14 protein-coding genes and 1 pseudogene are annotated in these 15,258 nt (G+C 54.1%); 13 read left to right on the top strand and 2 right to left on the bottom strand.

Features of this window, described 5'->3' with window-relative positions:
* Window positions 1–1,076: 1,076 nt before the first annotated feature.
* Together BITS_RS03045 and BITS_RS03050 are read right to left on the bottom strand one after the other, a co-directional pair.
* Window positions 1,077–1,601 (bottom strand): hypothetical protein, encoded by a 525-nt coding sequence (locus BITS_RS03045; protein WP_152571212.1) that lies wholly within the window; start codon window positions 1,599–1,601, stop codon window positions 1,077–1,079.
* Window positions 1,602–1,779: 178 nt separating this feature from the next.
* The gene (locus BITS_RS03050; protein WP_154568112.1) at window positions 1,780–2,373 is read right to left on the bottom strand and encodes a tyrosine-type recombinase/integrase; all 594 of its coding nucleotides are present in this window, start codon (window positions 2,371–2,373) and stop codon (window positions 1,780–1,782) included.
* Between the two features lie 183 nt (window positions 2,374–2,556).
* Here BITS_RS03050 and BITS_RS09345 point away from each other — a divergent pair, with 183 nt between their 5' ends.
* The 13 genes and pseudogenes from BITS_RS09345 to BITS_RS03100 all read left to right on the top strand — a co-directional run bounded on the left by BITS_RS09345 (window position 2,557) and on the right by BITS_RS03100 (window position 15,175).
* Window positions 2,557–2,835: an IS3 family transposase gene (locus BITS_RS09345; protein WP_044259350.1), complete on the top strand. Its 279-nt coding sequence runs from the start codon at window positions 2,557–2,559 to the stop codon at window positions 2,833–2,835.
* A complete protein-coding gene (locus BITS_RS03060; protein ID WP_202961120.1) occupies window positions 2,832–3,791 on the top strand; it encodes an IS3 family transposase in 960 nt (319 codons plus the stop codon). The genes BITS_RS09345 and BITS_RS03060 overlap by 4 nt, the downstream gene beginning before the upstream one ends.
* A gap of 23 nt (window positions 3,792–3,814) precedes the next feature.
* On the top strand, window positions 3,815–4,288 hold the full coding sequence (locus BITS_RS08680; RefSeq protein ID WP_026642249.1) for a hypothetical protein: 474 nt from the start codon (window positions 3,815–3,817) through the stop codon (window positions 4,286–4,288).
* A 47-nt stretch (window positions 4,289–4,335) separates the two neighbouring features.
* The gene (locus BITS_RS08685; protein WP_152571209.1) at window positions 4,336–4,554 is read left to right on the top strand and encodes a hypothetical protein; all 219 of its coding nucleotides are present in this window, start codon (window positions 4,336–4,338) and stop codon (window positions 4,552–4,554) included.
* A 45-nt stretch (window positions 4,555–4,599) separates the two neighbouring features.
* Complete coding sequence (locus BITS_RS09675; RefSeq protein WP_407712226.1) at window positions 4,600–4,794, top strand: restriction endonuclease; 195 nt, start codon at window positions 4,600–4,602, stop codon at window positions 4,792–4,794.
* The gene (locus tag BITS_RS09600) at window positions 4,784–4,942 is read left to right on the top strand and encodes a hypothetical protein (RefSeq protein ID WP_154568111.1); all 159 of its coding nucleotides are present in this window, start codon (window positions 4,784–4,786) and stop codon (window positions 4,940–4,942) included. Before BITS_RS09675 ends, BITS_RS09600 begins: the two co-directional genes overlap by 11 nt.
* Window positions 4,936–5,238: a hypothetical protein gene (locus BITS_RS03070; RefSeq protein ID WP_026642247.1), complete on the top strand. Its 303-nt coding sequence runs from the start codon at window positions 4,936–4,938 to the stop codon at window positions 5,236–5,238. The genes BITS_RS09600 and BITS_RS03070 overlap by 7 nt, the downstream gene beginning before the upstream one ends.
* Before the next feature lie 302 nt (window positions 5,239–5,540).
* On the top strand, window positions 5,541–6,056 hold the full coding sequence (locus tag BITS_RS03075; protein ID WP_154568110.1) for a GNAT family N-acetyltransferase: 516 nt from the start codon (window positions 5,541–5,543) through the stop codon (window positions 6,054–6,056).
* A gap of 151 nt (window positions 6,057–6,207) precedes the next feature.
* Window positions 6,208–8,173: pseudogene (locus BITS_RS03080) on the top strand (histidine-type phosphatase).
* A 349-nt stretch (window positions 8,174–8,522) separates the two neighbouring features.
* On the top strand, window positions 8,523–9,917 hold the full coding sequence (locus tag BITS_RS03085; protein ID WP_044259362.1) for a UTP--glucose-1-phosphate uridylyltransferase: 1,395 nt from the start codon (window positions 8,523–8,525) through the stop codon (window positions 9,915–9,917).
* 142 nt (window positions 9,918–10,059) lie between these two features.
* Window positions 10,060–11,970, top strand: coding sequence for a helix-turn-helix transcriptional regulator (locus BITS_RS03090; protein WP_026642244.1), 1,911 nt, complete (start codon window positions 10,060–10,062; stop codon window positions 11,968–11,970).
* Between the two features lie 14 nt (window positions 11,971–11,984).
* The gene (locus tag BITS_RS03095; RefSeq protein WP_026642243.1) at window positions 11,985–12,320 is read left to right on the top strand and encodes a hypothetical protein; all 336 of its coding nucleotides are present in this window, start codon (window positions 11,985–11,987) and stop codon (window positions 12,318–12,320) included.
* 194 nt (window positions 12,321–12,514) lie between these two features.
* A complete protein-coding gene (locus BITS_RS03100; protein ID WP_081693536.1) occupies window positions 12,515–15,175 on the top strand; it encodes a DEAD/DEAH box helicase in 2,661 nt (886 codons plus the stop codon).
* The last annotated feature ends 83 nt before the right edge of the window (window positions 15,176–15,258 follow it).

Raw genomic sequence — 15,258 nt, forward strand, 5'->3', positions numbered from 1 at the left:
CGGAGGTCTTCCCGTTCTTCTTCATCGTTCCGTGGCATTCGGGGCAAAGTGGGGTTCTCATACCATTCAGACAACCACATTCAAACGGCTCCCAGGCCTTGCCCCGCAACGCGCCACGTCCCGTTCCGGACACACATTCTGGCCGACCTCGAAAGTCCCCACCGCCACATTCAAACACCTCTCAGACCTTGCAGCACAAGGCATGAGAGGCGATTTCAGACACACATTCTGGCCAATAACCCTAATGCGGCGTGTCAAAGTGGCCGTCCCGTCCATCCTTTACTGGTGCCGAAACCGCCCTCCTATGCATCGACCTCTGGCACGGGCCGTTGCGCATCCGTCCGGTTCGCGTCTGCGTGGACAACGGGAGGCCGCGCAGCCGGGGGTGTTCGCCACCATAGGTCGGGGGTGACGAACCGTTCCTGCCTCGGGTCAGCGGTCTTCATGTAGAGCACCCATTCGCAGCAGCGTCTCATGCCCTCCTCGCCAAGCCCGCGATGCGAGTGCAGGATCCGCTTGATGTCGGCGTTGACGCCCCCCCCAGAGCACACATTCGTCGTGGTCGGTGCGTCGCTGTGTTCCACGTACGCGAACAGGGGTCCCCTGCCTGTTCAGCCTTGCCAAACGGAAGTAGGTATATCCACATGGACACTGCAACACTCACCGGGAGCAAGATCCCAGACCAATTCCGCGGCCTGTTCACACTCGGGCTAACCACTCTCATGTCGATGCTGGGCGACGGCATCGTTACCCAGCCCGGCGGGGATTATAGTTAGGCTGCACTCCCCCCCCCCCAGGCCTGCTCGCCAGCTTCGGCGTTGCCCAAGGCATCTACGGCCTGCTCAAGCCCGCCGTTCCCGGCACACCACAGATCGATGTCAATGGTCTCATCAAACAGGTCGAAATATCAGCTGCCTCGGTCAAAGCCATTACGACCACGACTCCCGTACAATCCACTCCTACCACAGGCAAGCAGGCCGCCAGCGAGGTCAAGGCCAACACGGCCACCGCCTGATCGATTGATGCTATCCGCTGTTCCTGCGGGAAATTTTGCAACCAGATATTAACTCCGCATTCTACTTGATATTTATATCATTACGCATGGCTTTTAAGAACAAGCTTCTTTGTTTGTTTAAGCGATGCTGCAAGTTATTCCACTTGACTGATTTGAACTTGCCTTCATTTTCGTTCATTACCTTATTGAAGAAATCTTCAATAGTGCGCTGGTACTGTCTAGGAGCATCCGAAACGTTTGGATCTGCAACCAAATCCATTCGAAGAGCTTCTTCGTTCAACGACGTTCTGGTATGTACGATCATGTCTATCACCTTGACTCCGAACTGATCCTTCTCTTGAGCAGATGATGCGGAATCTTCCTTGGTGATAATAGCTTGTGGCAACTTACGCAAATTATCGTCGATCATGTTAGTTATACGGATTACTTGGAAATATTCATTTCTACGTACAATCCGGAGTTCGTCCGACTTGCTCAAGGATCTCTGCAATATCACACTCACAACGTTGGCAACAATGGCTATGAGCGCACCCAATATCGTTCCCATAGACCCAGACATATTATTTAAAGCATTCAAGAGTCCCACGATTCCAATCCTTTATAAACCGTGAATACATAGCGAATCCTAGCGAATCAATTATTGCCATCATCGTTTCATGAATCCCGATGACATCACCCAGCGCCCCACTACTCACCCCGGCGAGGGCCAAACTACGAGAGCACGCACCTAGACCCGCATCCTCCTCGAGAAACGCAAGGGCCCGCTATTGGATGCGATGAGCCAGGGCACTCCAGTATTCCGCCGCCGCGCACCACTGCTCACCGAAATCAAGACCGACATAGCCGCAATCTACATGAGCAGCGACCTGTATCTGATTGATAAGATATGCAAGATATGGGAGAAAAGGGAATAAACTACCCCTTCCACTCGATCCGCTGGAGGTCAAGAGGTTTTCCATTGTCTCCATCGCATGCATCAGTTCCGTTGTATTGATGTGCCGGTAGTGTTCGACCATGGCTATGCTGCTATGGCCTACTATCTGCTGGATGATCGAGTGATCCACTCCCATCAACGACAGTTGCGATACGGTGCCGTGCCGAGTTCCATTGCCGAATCGCTCCCGTGAATTTTCTATACCAACCGATTTCACGAGGTCTCGAAACCCCTGTCCGTCGTCAACCGGGCCGATGGGGTTGTACTCTGGAGTGTGAAAGATCAGCCAATATGGGTTCGGCTGCCCCTCGGTCACTTCCAGATACCGTTTTATTACCTTTGTCAATAGTGGGCTGATGGGGACGACCCTGCTGGTCTTGGATTTCGGCCTAGTCAGGCACCACATGCCGGTCAAGTGCGTCATGTCATAGCCCTCTGGCACGCGCACCACAGATAGCCTGTGGAAAGTACGCGCTACGCTGCTTGCTGCACGGGTATTTGCCGTTGACCGGTTTTGCCGTAACCGTGGTCACGTGGCACATAGGGATTGGCTGTGGTTGTTTGGACGGTCCGATGAGGGACTGTTCTACGAGATTGGAGACCCGCGATGGCCGATCCGAATCATCCGCGTCATTTCGAGGAATCGTTCAAGAGGCAGATCGTGCGGCTGTACGGGGCGGGCAAGCCCGCCCGCGAGATCAGGGCGGGATGCGACATCTGCCATTCCACGCCGCGCCGGTGGGTGCAGGGAATCTGCAACGGCGGCTCCACCAGGGCCGAGGACAACCGCACGCCCGAGCAGAACGAGCTGATCGAACCGGGGAAGCTCAACAGACAGCGGGATGGAGGTCGACGTTTAAAACAAGCGGCGCCGGTATTCGCATGAAAGCAGGCGTGATACGGGCCAACGCCGGCCACTGCCCGGTATCGGCGCAATGCAGGATACTGGGCGTTCCCCGTTCCACCTACTACTGGATGGTGGAACATCCGGAAACGGAGAGGGTCGATCCGATCGCGGATGACGTGCGGGCGGCCTGGCGCGACAGCCGCGAACGCCATGGGGTCAGGAAGACCGAGGCCGCTCTGGCCGGAAGGGGCGTGGTCGCCTCCAGGCGCAGGATCGGCAACATCATGAAACGGCACGGCATGGCAAGCGCCTACGCGCGCAGGACATCGTTCAGGCCATGCAAACAGGATGTCAACGAGGCGGGGCTGGCGAACCTCCTGGACCGAGAGTTCTCGGGCTACCGGCCGCATACCCATCTGGCGAGCGGACCTGACGTACGTGGAGGGTCGGGGGCGGATGGGGCGTACGTGTGCCTGCCCATGGACCTGGCGAACCGGGCGATCGCGGGCCATTGCACGGGAACGAACCGTACCGCGGACCTGGTGCTGGCCGCGTTCGCCACGCTCGAATTTCCCCTGACGGATGTGGAGGTCTTCCACACCGACAGGGCAGCGAGTTCGACAACGCCAGGATCGACGAACTGCTCGAACGTTCGACATACGACGCTCCCTGTCCCGCAAGGGGAACCCTACGACAACGCCGTGGTCGAAACGACCAACCGGCTCCTGAAAAAGGAACTCATATACCGAAACCACTACTCCACGATCGAACGGCTGAGAAGCGACCCCGACGGCTACGTGTGGTGGTTCAACAACCAACGGCTCCACTCCACCCTCGGATACCGGAGCCCCAACGAATTCACGCAACAAGGACTCGTCCTCCAAGAAACCGTCCAACACACCGTTGCCAATCCAAGTCGTACACACCACCCTTCGCGGACGGACTGCAGAGCGAGCTGGAGAAGGACGGCATCAGATTCGGTATCCTCACCCTAGAGTCGTTCACTAACCTGCGTATAGTGGAGAATGGCGAGACCGCCGAAAAGCTGTTTGGTTTCGCGAACTCCCAAACCCAGTACGAGCATCTCGCGGCGAACAAGCTCGTGGATGACAAGAGCTCGATCCAACCCGAACTCAAACGTCAGGTGGAGACGCACGAACTTGAGCTGCCCGAAGACTTTGAGGTCATCGCCCACAAGGCCGTGAATCTGCAGATCAAGGACAAGGCCGACAAGGTGGAAGTGCGACTCAATCCGGACGCCGCGCAGAACGAAACATTCAAGAAACTATGGAGGCGCATCAGGCCGCGCACCAAGTTCGAGCTGCATGTGGACAGTGACAAACTCGTGGAGGAATCCATCAGGTTCATCGGCGAGATGGAGCGGATACGCCCCATCGAGATTCACGGTTACCGCGCCGGACTGAACATCGACGAGTCAGGCATTTCTGATGGTGACGAGCATATGTCCGTAGTCGGAACCTCACGGGTATAAGGTACGATCTGCCGGATCCGATCGCAGAGCTGCAGGACGTGGTCGGCTTGACACATGACACACTGAAGCGCATCCTCGAGGACTGCGGCAGACTGGATGAGTTCACGGTCGATCCGGCTGCCTTCATCTCGCAGGTAGCTGCCTGCATCCAGAAAGTGAAGCGCATTGTTCCTGCCCAAGGTACCACCTATACCATGCTGCCTGAGGCGGAGTGGTACAAGACCAGTATGCTGTCGCCACACAGCATGAAGGGATACAGGGGTTAGAATGCCTTCCAGCCCAGCCATCTGGAGAAATAGCTCTACGATTACGTGATATACAATTCAACGACTGTGGAACGGCCGTACGCCAGACAACTCGACCGTTCCTGCGGTGTGCTGTTCTGTGCCAAGTTGCCCGACAGCTTCGTCATAGACACTTCCCTCGGCTCGTACAATCCAGACTGGGCATACGTGGAGGACCAAGACAATGGCGAGCAGCGCGTAAACTTTCGTGGTGGAGACTAAGGACAGCAAGAACGGTCTAGCCAACACACGTCACGAGGAACAGTCGAAGATCGATTGTGCAAAGATCCACTTCGCCGAGTTCTCCAAGGAGTTCCCCGACCTTGACTGCGAGGTCGGTACCGTGTATGACAAGGTGATGGGATGGTAGCTGAGAGCGGCAATACTCTTGAGCCGGGTACCACTCGTGTCGGCACGTTATATACGGAAGATGAAAAAGTTCCTGAGGTCGAAGCCCAACTTGCTTTGTCCGATAATGGTATTGAAGTAACAGTGGCTTGGAGTAAAGGACTCTTCTCTCCATTGGGGCGGTGGTTTGCTGGATCTGGAGGTGTGTATCATGACGACCCTGATCGCACAAAGTACAGGTACAACCCGCCCTTTCAGATGTGGTTTTCGGATCCAAACGGAATAATCGAATTATTGGGTTGCCGCGCAGGAAGATAAAAGTCTCTTGTCCCAAGCAAACCTCCGAGCAAAAAGCATGCTGGAAGAATTCGTGAAGAGCGTATGCAAAGAGATCGGTGAGGACAATGTGATTGTTGAATACGAGGATGTGTAGGCATTGCGCTGCTGCTGACTGAAATTTACGCAATCTGTGTCGACTCAAGCCCGGAATTCTTTTGGATTCCGGGCTCCCTGATTTTTGGCGATAGCTAAGAAAAGGTGATGTAGTAGCGATATTTGACCCATGACCCCGATATTTGGTAATTGAATATTAAGAAGCGAGATCGAGAAAGGCGCTGACTTTGAAAAGCCGAAATATAACCATCAGAACCGCCACGCTAGCGGACCTCGATGTGGTTGCCGCAGTCGAAGCCCAATGTTTCCCAAACGCAGAAGCCGCAACCCGTGAGGAATTTCAAGATCGCATCAACCATTATGGCTATCATTTCTGGTTGATGTTTGACGAAGATCGACTCATAGCTTTTGTTGATGGCTTGGTCACCGATGAGCCGGATCTCACTGACCTTATGTACGAAGATGCGGCCATGCATAACGAAAACGGCGCGTGGCAGATGATTTTCGGTGTGAATACCATACCCGATTACCGCAAACACGGGTATGCAGGGCAACTCCTGAATCGAGCTATCGAGGATGCAAAGCGGCAGGGGAGGAAAGGGCTCGTGCTCACCTGCAAAGATGCATTAGTTCATTACTATGCGAAATTCGGGTTCAAAGACGAAGGCATCACCTCGAAATCCACGCATGGCAACGTCCAATGGCATCAGATGCGCCTCGTATTCGAAAACACGATCATGTGACCCAAGTCACTTGTTTCGCCGCCCGTTCACCTGCTTGACCCCTCAGATACCCCAACCGTTCACTTTGCAACCGTATTGTCCACAGTGGTGCATCGCGCAATGAGAGAGCGCGAACACTTCTATTGCCAGGGTGCAGAGGAACGGAGAAGACATGGGTAGTCGTATGCGCGGCAGAATCGTGGCCGGCGTAATTTCAAGTATCGCATTATGCGCGATGGCATCAACCATTGCGCTACCGGCAGCGAGCGCTGCGGAAGGCACATATTACAGCAGCAAACAACCATATCGTGAGCCATCACAGCAAGTCCTGCAATCATATTCTGCAGCTCCGCAAGGTTATGAAACCATCTCCACGCAAGTTGTTGCACGGCACGGATCCCGCGGTCTTTCGAGCTATAAATATGACGCACTCCTGTTGAAGATGGGCGAAACAGCCCAGGCAGAAGGCGGTTTTGTCAGTGATGAGATCGGCGAGGAATTCATGGCGAATATTCGCGCCATAATCGCCGCCAATGTGGAAAACGGCTATGGCATGCTCACCGGTCAGGGAGCAACCCAGCATCAGGGCATCGGCGAGCGTGCCTATGAGCGCAATAAGGCTTATTCGACAGCGCAGCTGCTCAAGGCCAGTCAATCGCATACGAGAGCTCAGGCGAATCACGTGCCACGGAATCGGGAGAGAACTTCAAGCTTGGTTTCGATAGCGCATCGGGCAATGCTCTCGCAAATTCGGTACTGAAAGCAAACAATCCTGCTGGCTCTGGCGCCGCTTCCGTATTTGAAAAATCCCCTGACACGCTGTATTTCCATAAGGTGAAGAACCCTGATGGGAGTACCAAACACGGCCTGGTCTACGATATCGCCCAGCAATACACGGATTTCATCGACGGTGCCGATGGTGAGGGAAATGCCATCATCGGCGCAGCGATGGATTACATCGAAAGCAAGGGCGAGGACGTTTCCAGAGCATTGCTCAGTCAGATTTTCACTACCGAATTCCTGGACAATATCGGTAAGGACAAGGGCCAGTACTCTTGGTACAACACCTCTGACGGCAAGAAGCACGCCGACAAGGACGGCGACGGACTTGACGACAAGAGTGGACAGGATATCAACCTATTCTGGAATGATGCACCTGGTGCAGATATTTCGAAGGACAAGAACGCCCGCGGTGATATGGGCAAGAAGATCACCTCTGAAGTCGATGCAGCCATGGATCTCTACAACCTGTACATCATCGCTGCAGATATGCAGGAGGAAAACACTGGGTCCCACACCTTCGACTTTGATCAGTATTTCGAGCATCTCGATGCCAATACGGCGAATGTGTTTGCATGGATTCTCGACGCCGAGGACTTCTATGAAAAGGGTCCCGGATATGAGGGCCAGAGCCAAACCTATTCCATAGCTCAACCGCTTTTGGACGATTTCTTCGCGTCCATAGATGAGCGCGTGGCAGGCGGCACCACGGCGGCCACATTCAGATTCGCCCATGCCGAAACCATAATGCCATTTGCTGCCTTGATCAAGCAGCCGGTTCGGAGCAGCAAGCACCTGCCGTCGCCGATCCGCAAAGCGACAACGATGTGTTCACCTATCAGAACAATGCATGGCGCGGCGAGAATGTCACGCCTATGGCAGCCAACATCCAATGGGATGTCGCGGCACGTTCAGGAACCGATCCGAGCACCGGAAAAGCGTATACACCGGTGGTTCGCATGCTCTACAACGAGCAGGAAATCACCTTCCATGACGGTTGCGTGCCTGTTGCCGACGGTTCCTACTGGTACAAGGAAAGCGAACTCAAGCGTTGCCTCGGCATGAACTCGGTGAGCACATCCGAAGATCCACGCATAGTCGTGGACACCAATATCGATAACGGCCAAGGCCAGAACAACTCCGAAAATGACGGACAGACTACGCAGGGCAATGCGTCGAACACGACTGCTTCGGATGCAAAAGCAGGGCAGCATAAAGGCCGCCCAAGCTCGCGCCTTGCTGATACGGGAGCTGCGGTTTCCATCATGGTCAGCATTCTCGTCACCGCATGCATCGCTGGGGCTATGCTTATGGCTGTGCAGTGTCGGGTTCATGGCAGCGAATCAACAAGGCATTGATTACTGATGCTTGGTATGTAGCGCGAATCAACGATTTGCAGCAATCAAAGGGTATGCATCGCTCAGGTGATGCATACCCTTCTCGTATGCTTGAAAACCGCCACAGCCCGTAGCGACCAAAGTCACTCAGGCGAGGCGTATCTTCCTCGTAAGCTTGAGTATTCCGGCAAGACCTAGGACTTGCTGGTTTTCGTGTGGTTTCGTAACGGTGATGCGCAGATGCGCCATGCTGACATGTCGAATAACCGGATTGATGGGTTAGACTGGTGGAATATTCCCGTCAGAAAGGTTTGGGACATTGTCTCAGGTGAACAGCACTCAAGATGTGTTCGAACATTCGGCAGACAAGATGCGCGAGCACGGTCTGAGTGAAGTGGCAATAACGCAGTTCCGCAGATTGTATGATGTGTGGCGCAACGAAGAGGCGAGTAGCTGGATTCGTGAGGATGCCATAGAACCGGTCACTGATGTTCCAAGCTTCCATGAAGTGTATGAAACGATCGATCATGATGAGGCAGTCGGCGCATTCGCCAAAACCGCGTTCCTGAAGCTCAATGGCGGATTGGGCACGTCGATGGGATTGGAACAGGCCAAATCGCTGCTCATGGTTCGTCGCCATAAGGCGAGGAAAATGCGCTTTCTGGACATCATCATCGGGCAGGTGCTCACCGCTCGAACCCGTCTTGGCGTTCCGCTGCCTCTGACCTTCATGAATTCCTTCCGCACTGCTGACGATACGATGCGCGTGCTGCATCAGAACCGTCATTTCAAGCAGGAAGAGATTCCGACCCAAATAATCCAACACCAAGAGCCGAAGATCGTTGAGTCCACAGGCGAGCCAGTCTCGTATCCGAAAAATACTGCATTGGAATGGTGTCCACCAGGGCATGGCGATCTGTTCTCTACGATCTGGGAATCGGGTTTGCTGGACAAGCTGAGCGAACGCGGCTTTGAATACCTGTTCATATCGAATTCGGATAATCTTGGTGCCCGCCCTTCCCGAACCCTGGCACAGCATTTTGAAAATACCGGTGCACCCTTCATGGCAGAAGTCGCCACACGAACCTATGCGGATCGCAAAGGCGGCCATATCGTTCGTGACACGGCTACCGGAAGGCTGATGCTGCGCGAGATGAGCCAGGTGCATCCCGATGACAAGTCTGCCGCGCAGAGCATCACGCGTCATCCATACTTCAATACCAACAGCATCTGGATTCGCATCGACGCACTGCGTGAGAAGCTGCAGCAATATGACGGCGTGCTGCCTTTGCCGGTGATTCGCAACCGCAAAACCGTCGATCCAACCGATCCGGAGACGGAACACGTCGTGCAATTGGAAACGGCCATGGGCGCTGCAATCGGTCTATTCGATGGCGCGATATGCGTTCAGGTCGACCGCATGCGATTCCTGCCGGTGAAAACCACCAATGATCTGTTCATCATGCGATCTGATCGCTTCCATCTGACGGATTCCTATGAGATGGAAGATGGCAATTACATTTTCCCCGATGTTGATTTGGATCCTCGATATTATCGTAATATCAACGATTTCAATGAGCGTTTCCCATATTCTGTGCCGTCTTTGGCAGCTGCAAAATCGGTGACGATTCGAGGAGATTGGACTTTTGGTCAAAATACGGCCATGTTCGCGGATGCCGTATTGGAAGATCAAGGGGAGCCGAGTTATGTGCCAAACGGCGAATTCATAGGCCCTCAGGGGGTCGAACCAGACGGGTGGTTGTGAGCGCAAGTTTCAGCCATACAGGAAAAACAGGCGCTTTTTCGGGAAAACGGGCACGAGCGTGCCAAAAAAGCTCTAGGATATAATGAGCATGTGTGTGGATTGATGCACACTTATGAGTAACGGTAATGATACGTGAGGACTAATGGCAGAAGGAAGCAACGGTAGGCGGCGTTTTTCCGACAAATGGGGCAAGCACGAGCTGGATGTGTTGGCTGTATTGTCATCCGCATTCCCGCAATGGCTCACTTCACGTCAGATCGCACAACGTGTGAAAGCGTATGCCGATTCCTATGGCGAGCTTGCGGATCAGGCGGCCAAGGCGGCATTTGCAAAGCAATTCCAACGTGATCGCGCCAAGTTGGCGGCGATGGGCATTGCCATCGAATCAAGGCAACCTGAATATTCATCCAAGTCTGAGGGACAGGATTTTGCATCCTACAGACTTCAGCTTGGAGACGAACCTCGAGTGCGACTTCGTTTTGAACAAGAGGATCTTCCCGTTTTGGCCACTGCCAACTATTTGGCACGGTCTATGTCGATTTCCTCTTCTTCTCAGCAGCAGGTTCAGCAGACTTCTCGTACGGCACCTCGCGTGCCGCAGACTCCGATTCCGGGACTTGGCTTGGATTCGATCGCCCCGGGTTTGGGAACGCAGACCATCCCTGACAATTTGGTCAAGGTGATTGATTCGCGTAGGTTTGCCGCCACGGTGGACGTCGATGGCGAGCATATCAACGTGGCATACACCGATTCGGATGATTTGGCCATGTTCGTTCTCGAGCATCCAGGCGCGACCATTGTCAGCCCTCAGGAAGCGGTGGATGCCTTCCATCGTCGTTTGGATGCCGCGACACGATTTGTCTTGGCGGACTCTTCGCGCAATGATGTCGATCAGAATGAGCAGAGTGAGCAAGGCGATCAGCCCAGCGAACCGGGAGATCCCGAATTCCTTGACTCCCAGCAGAAGAAGCCTTCGGCATTCCAGACCGGCAGTGAGGTTGACCGTCGTCTCCGATTGATGCTGTTCCTTTCTGCACATCTCGGCGAGGAATTCTCCTTGGCTGAGTTGGCCGAGCGTTTCATAGGCCACGCCAAGTCAGAGGACGAGCTGAAGAAGTACGTCACGGTGATTCACAAGGACATCAACACCTTGACCACGGTGTCGGATGACGGTGAGATGGCGGGAAGCCAGTTCTTCGATATCGATTGGTCGCTTTTGGATGCCGAGGGCATTGTTTCGGCGACCAATTCGCTTGGATTGGAACGCTTGGCAGGTATCTCACAGCAATATCTGAGCATGCTCACCGCTTCGATGAGCTATTTGGCTCATGCTCCATTGCTGCCAGACAAGGAACGCTCGCAGGCCCAGTCGCTGTATCTGCGTCTACGTCAGCATGTGAAGCCGGGGGAGACCCCTTGGCTGAGCTTGACTGGTTATGAAACCGAACCACGCAGTTTCTCAGTGGTGCGTCGTGCCATTTCCACCTCTTCGCTTTTGGATATGGAATACACGGATGGCGCAGGTCGGACACGTCGCAAGCTTGTGGCTCCTGCGAAGATTTTCGTGGATGAGGGTGTCTACTACGTTGCCGTATGGACCGATGTGGAATCGGCTGCACCTGAGGATCTGGCTCGTTTTGTGGCCAAGGATACGACCATCAACAAGGCCACTGGCAAGCCGAGGATTTGGCAGGTACTGCGCCTGGCTCGCATTGAGCATGCGGATTTGGTCGAGCCCACGAACCCTGTCGAGATTCCGGATGCTCCAGTCAGCGAATTGCGCCAGTGGAGTTTTGACAATGGAACCGCCGCGGTATTCATCACTGACCAAGAGGATCTGAATTTTGTCAAGGCATTGCAGGGAGCCAAAGTGGAGCCTTGCGGTGAGGGCGAAAAGGTTCATCTCACCGTGGTCTCTGACTCGTGGTTCGTGGCCTTCTGCATTGCCCACGCACGTCATATCACAGCTGTCGCACCAGAAACCTTGCGTTCCATGATTACCGTGAGAGCGGAGCGCGAGCTCAGCTTGGGGCACGACAACGTAGAGGACTGAAAGAGAGGAAACCCATGCCTTGGTGGATTTGGCTGGTCTTGACCATAGCCATGATTGCCTCGCTAGCCGCAGGCACCGTGTATGCCATCAAGCATGGGCTTCGGGCTCTGCACACCGTCGGCAAAGTGAGCGCTCAGTTCAGCAAGAGGTTCGAGGCCATGGCGGAGCCTGTCGAATCGGATCCTGACCAGCCGGCCGTATTTACGCAACCCTTGCGTGTTGCGGCCCAGCGATATAGCGATGCCCATGTGGATGTGATCAAGCGCGACAATCGCAAGCGGAATCGTCATGTCCGCCAGTGGGCTCGCTGGGATAGATTCAATAATCCCGAGGTTCCCGCACAGGAGTGAATCTGCTCGGCCAGGAAACCATGGCTGCAAAGCTTGGCATATCGCCATGTATCCCAAATGTGAGCCGGCTCATTATGAGCGGCTATGAATACCAGCTCAGTCAAGCTCAGATATACGCCGGCAGCGTGGTATGGCTGGTTGACTTTGTAGGATGGGGACAGGTCTCCAACTGATGGTAAATAGGAAGAGAGACTGTGTCTTCATCATCTGGCAAACGCCGTGCACAACGTCACAGCGACCAAGCAAATGAATCATTGTCGCCGGCTCAACGATACGCAGCATTCAAAAAACAGAAGGCATATCGTGCAACAGCGGCCTCACAATTCGCTCAATCACTTCCATTCGAGCTTGATGATTTCCAGAAACAGGCCATCGATGCGCTTGAAAATGGAAACAACGTTTTGGTCGCGGCACCGACAGGGGCGGGCAAAACCGTCATCGCCGATTTTGCCATGTTCTTGGCGCAAAATCGCAATGTCAAGGCCTTTTACACCACCCCGATCAAAGCGTTGAGCAACCAGAAATACCATGATTTGGTCGATCTCTACGGCTCGGATCGAGTGGGTCTGCTTACAGGCGATATATCAGTGAATTCAGAGGCTGATATCGTGGTGATGACCACAGAGGTGCTGCGCAATATGCTGTATGAGCACTCTTCGACTCTGAATGCTCTTCGATACGTGATACTTGATGAAGTTCATTATCTTGCTGATCGATTCCGTGGACCAGTATGGGAGGAGGTCATCATTCATCTGCCGTCGTCGGTGCGTATCGTGGGCCTTTCCGCAACGGTTTCCAATGTCGAGGATTTCTCTCAATGGATCGCCTCCGTTCGCGGTGATACCAAATTGGTTGTCTCCGAGCATCGACCGGTGCCCTTGGAACAGCATGTTTTGGTGCAGGCCGATGAGAATAGCGAGCCTGAACTCTATGACCTCTATCGTCATGACAACAACGGCAAGCAGACCGATAAGCTGAATGCGCATTTGGCTAGCAGGCTTGATCAGCTGGATAGGCAGGCTTTGAGGCGACGAGGACAGCATGCCTCCTCATATGGCAGAAAGTCCGGCAAACGGCATGTCGAGCGTCAGCATCCTGTGAGGTATATGCCACGGCGTTGGGCGGTCGTTGATGAGCTGCAATATCTGGATATGCTGCCGGGGATTTTCTTCATATTTTCCCGCAATGGCTGCGATCAGGCCGTGGAACAGTGCATCAACGCGGGTCTTGAGCTCACCAGTCATGAAGAGTCACTGAAGATCCGCCAGATTGTCGACGAAATGGTTGAAGGGCAAATGTCGAAGGATGATCTGAAGGCTTTGCACTTCAGCCAGTTCCGCTTTGCCCTCGAAGAGGGGTTCGCGGCCCACCATGCCGGCATGGTCGCTTTGTATCGCCATATCGTGGAGCGTCTGTTCTCCGAAGGCTTGGTCAAGGTGGTTTTCGCCACGGAGACATTGGCCTTGGGCATCAATATGCCTGCGCGAAGTGTCGTTGTGGAAAAACTCGAGAAATATGACGGCACAGGTCATGTGGGACTGACCCCAGGCGAATTCACCCAGCTGACCGGTCGAGCCGGGAGGCGTGGCATCGATAGCATTGGCCATGCGGTGGTCGTGGATCACCGCGATTTTGTGCCAGCGACTGCTGCTGCTCTGTCAAGCAAGCGCGTATACCCTCTGCATTCAAGTTTCAGACCGACTTTCAATATGGCCGTGAATCTGTTGAATTCCAGCGATTATGAAACGGCTCGTATCACATTGGACCATTCATTCGCGCAGTGGGAGGCAAACGCCTCTGCATGGCAACTCGAGTCGCAAATGACGACTCTGGAGCAGGCATTGCAGGGCTATGAGCAGGCCTTCGCATGTGAATACGGGGATTTTGCGCAATTGCTCAAGATTCGCATGGAGCTGAGCGAAGCTCAAAAGGATGAGCGCAAACGCATCAAGCACCGCGTATTCGCCACGGAGTCCGAGCGTAAACGGGCCTTCAAGGAGCTCGATGAGCGGATCGCACGTCTTCGCGAACAGGATGCCAACCATCCCTGCAGGCAATGCCCTGATTTGCAACAGCATATGGTGTGGGGACACAGATGGACCCGCGAATATAAGGAGTTGAGACGAATTCGGCATCGTTTCGATTCGCGTACGGGATCCGTGGCACGGCAATTCGACGGTATTTGCGGAATTTTGCATGATTTCGGTTACTTGTCGATCTCTGCACAGAACAAAGCATCCGAGAAGCCGGAATCTCATGGAAGAGCCTCAGAGCTTGGAAATATCGCAGAACGCCGCCAATCCAAGGATTATCAACTGACCGAGCACGGACAGCTGCTGCGCAGACTCTACAGCGAACAGGATCTTGTGCTTGCTCAGGCAATATACAGCGGTGTTTTGGATGAGTTGACGCCTGTGCAACTGGCTTCGACACTGAGCACTCTGGTGGTGGAGTCACGCAGGGGAGGCGGGGGAGAGCCACGCCATTACCCCGGTGGCCCTGAAGGCGCTGTGGCGGTTGCCGCCCAGCAGATGCGGCGGATCCATACGCAAGTCAATGTGCTTCGCGATGATGCCGGCCTGGAAGAATTGATGCCACTGGATGTGTCTTTGGTCGATGTGTTCTATGACTGGGCATGCGGGGACGACCTCTCCAGCGTGCTGCGCAATACTGAGCTGACAGGCGGCGATTTTGTGCGCAATGCCAAGCGTTTGGCCGATGTATTGCAGCAAATCGCTGTGGCCAAGCCATATCTTGGCGATCATGCTCAATTGGCAGAGGTCGCACATGAGGCTGAGTCATTGATCAATCGTGGTGTGATCGCATATACAGGAATCGATATCGAACAGGATTGAATGAGCGGGTGGTACGTAGTCCATCAGCCTGTGAAGAATTACGGGAATATGGGGCACGTCCTAACTGTTTTGTAGCTTGGATG

It is taken from the genome of Bifidobacterium tsurumiense, assembly GCF_000741765.1.
Classification (GTDB): Bacteria; Actinomycetota; Actinomycetes; order Actinomycetales; family Bifidobacteriaceae; genus Bifidobacterium; species Bifidobacterium tsurumiense.

What these genes read in the sequence shown, in the direction of transcription:
- BITS_RS09345 (WP_044259350.1), top strand. Translation starts at nt 2,557, where the DNA reads ATGGCCGATCCGAATCATCCGCGTCATTTCGAGGAATCGTTCAAGAGG.
- BITS_RS03095 (WP_026642243.1), top strand. Translation starts at nt 11,985, where the DNA reads ATGCCTTGGTGGATTTGGCTGGTCTTGACCATAGCCATGATTGCCTCG.
- BITS_RS03085 (WP_044259362.1), top strand. Translation starts at nt 8,523, where the DNA reads ATGCGCGAGCACGGTCTGAGTGAAGTGGCAATAACGCAGTTCCGCAGA.
- BITS_RS03090 (WP_026642244.1), top strand. Translation starts at nt 10,060, where the DNA reads ATGGCAGAAGGAAGCAACGGTAGGCGGCGTTTTTCCGACAAATGGGGC.
- BITS_RS03070 (WP_026642247.1), top strand. Translation starts at nt 4,936, where the DNA reads ATGGTAGCTGAGAGCGGCAATACTCTTGAGCCGGGTACCACTCGTGTC.
- BITS_RS03050 (WP_154568112.1), bottom strand. Translation starts at nt 2,373, where the DNA reads ATGACGCACTTGACCGGCATGTGGTGCCTGACTAGGCCGAAATCCAAG.
- BITS_RS03060 (WP_202961120.1), top strand. Translation starts at nt 2,832, where the DNA reads ATGAAAGCAGGCGTGATACGGGCCAACGCCGGCCACTGCCCGGTATCG.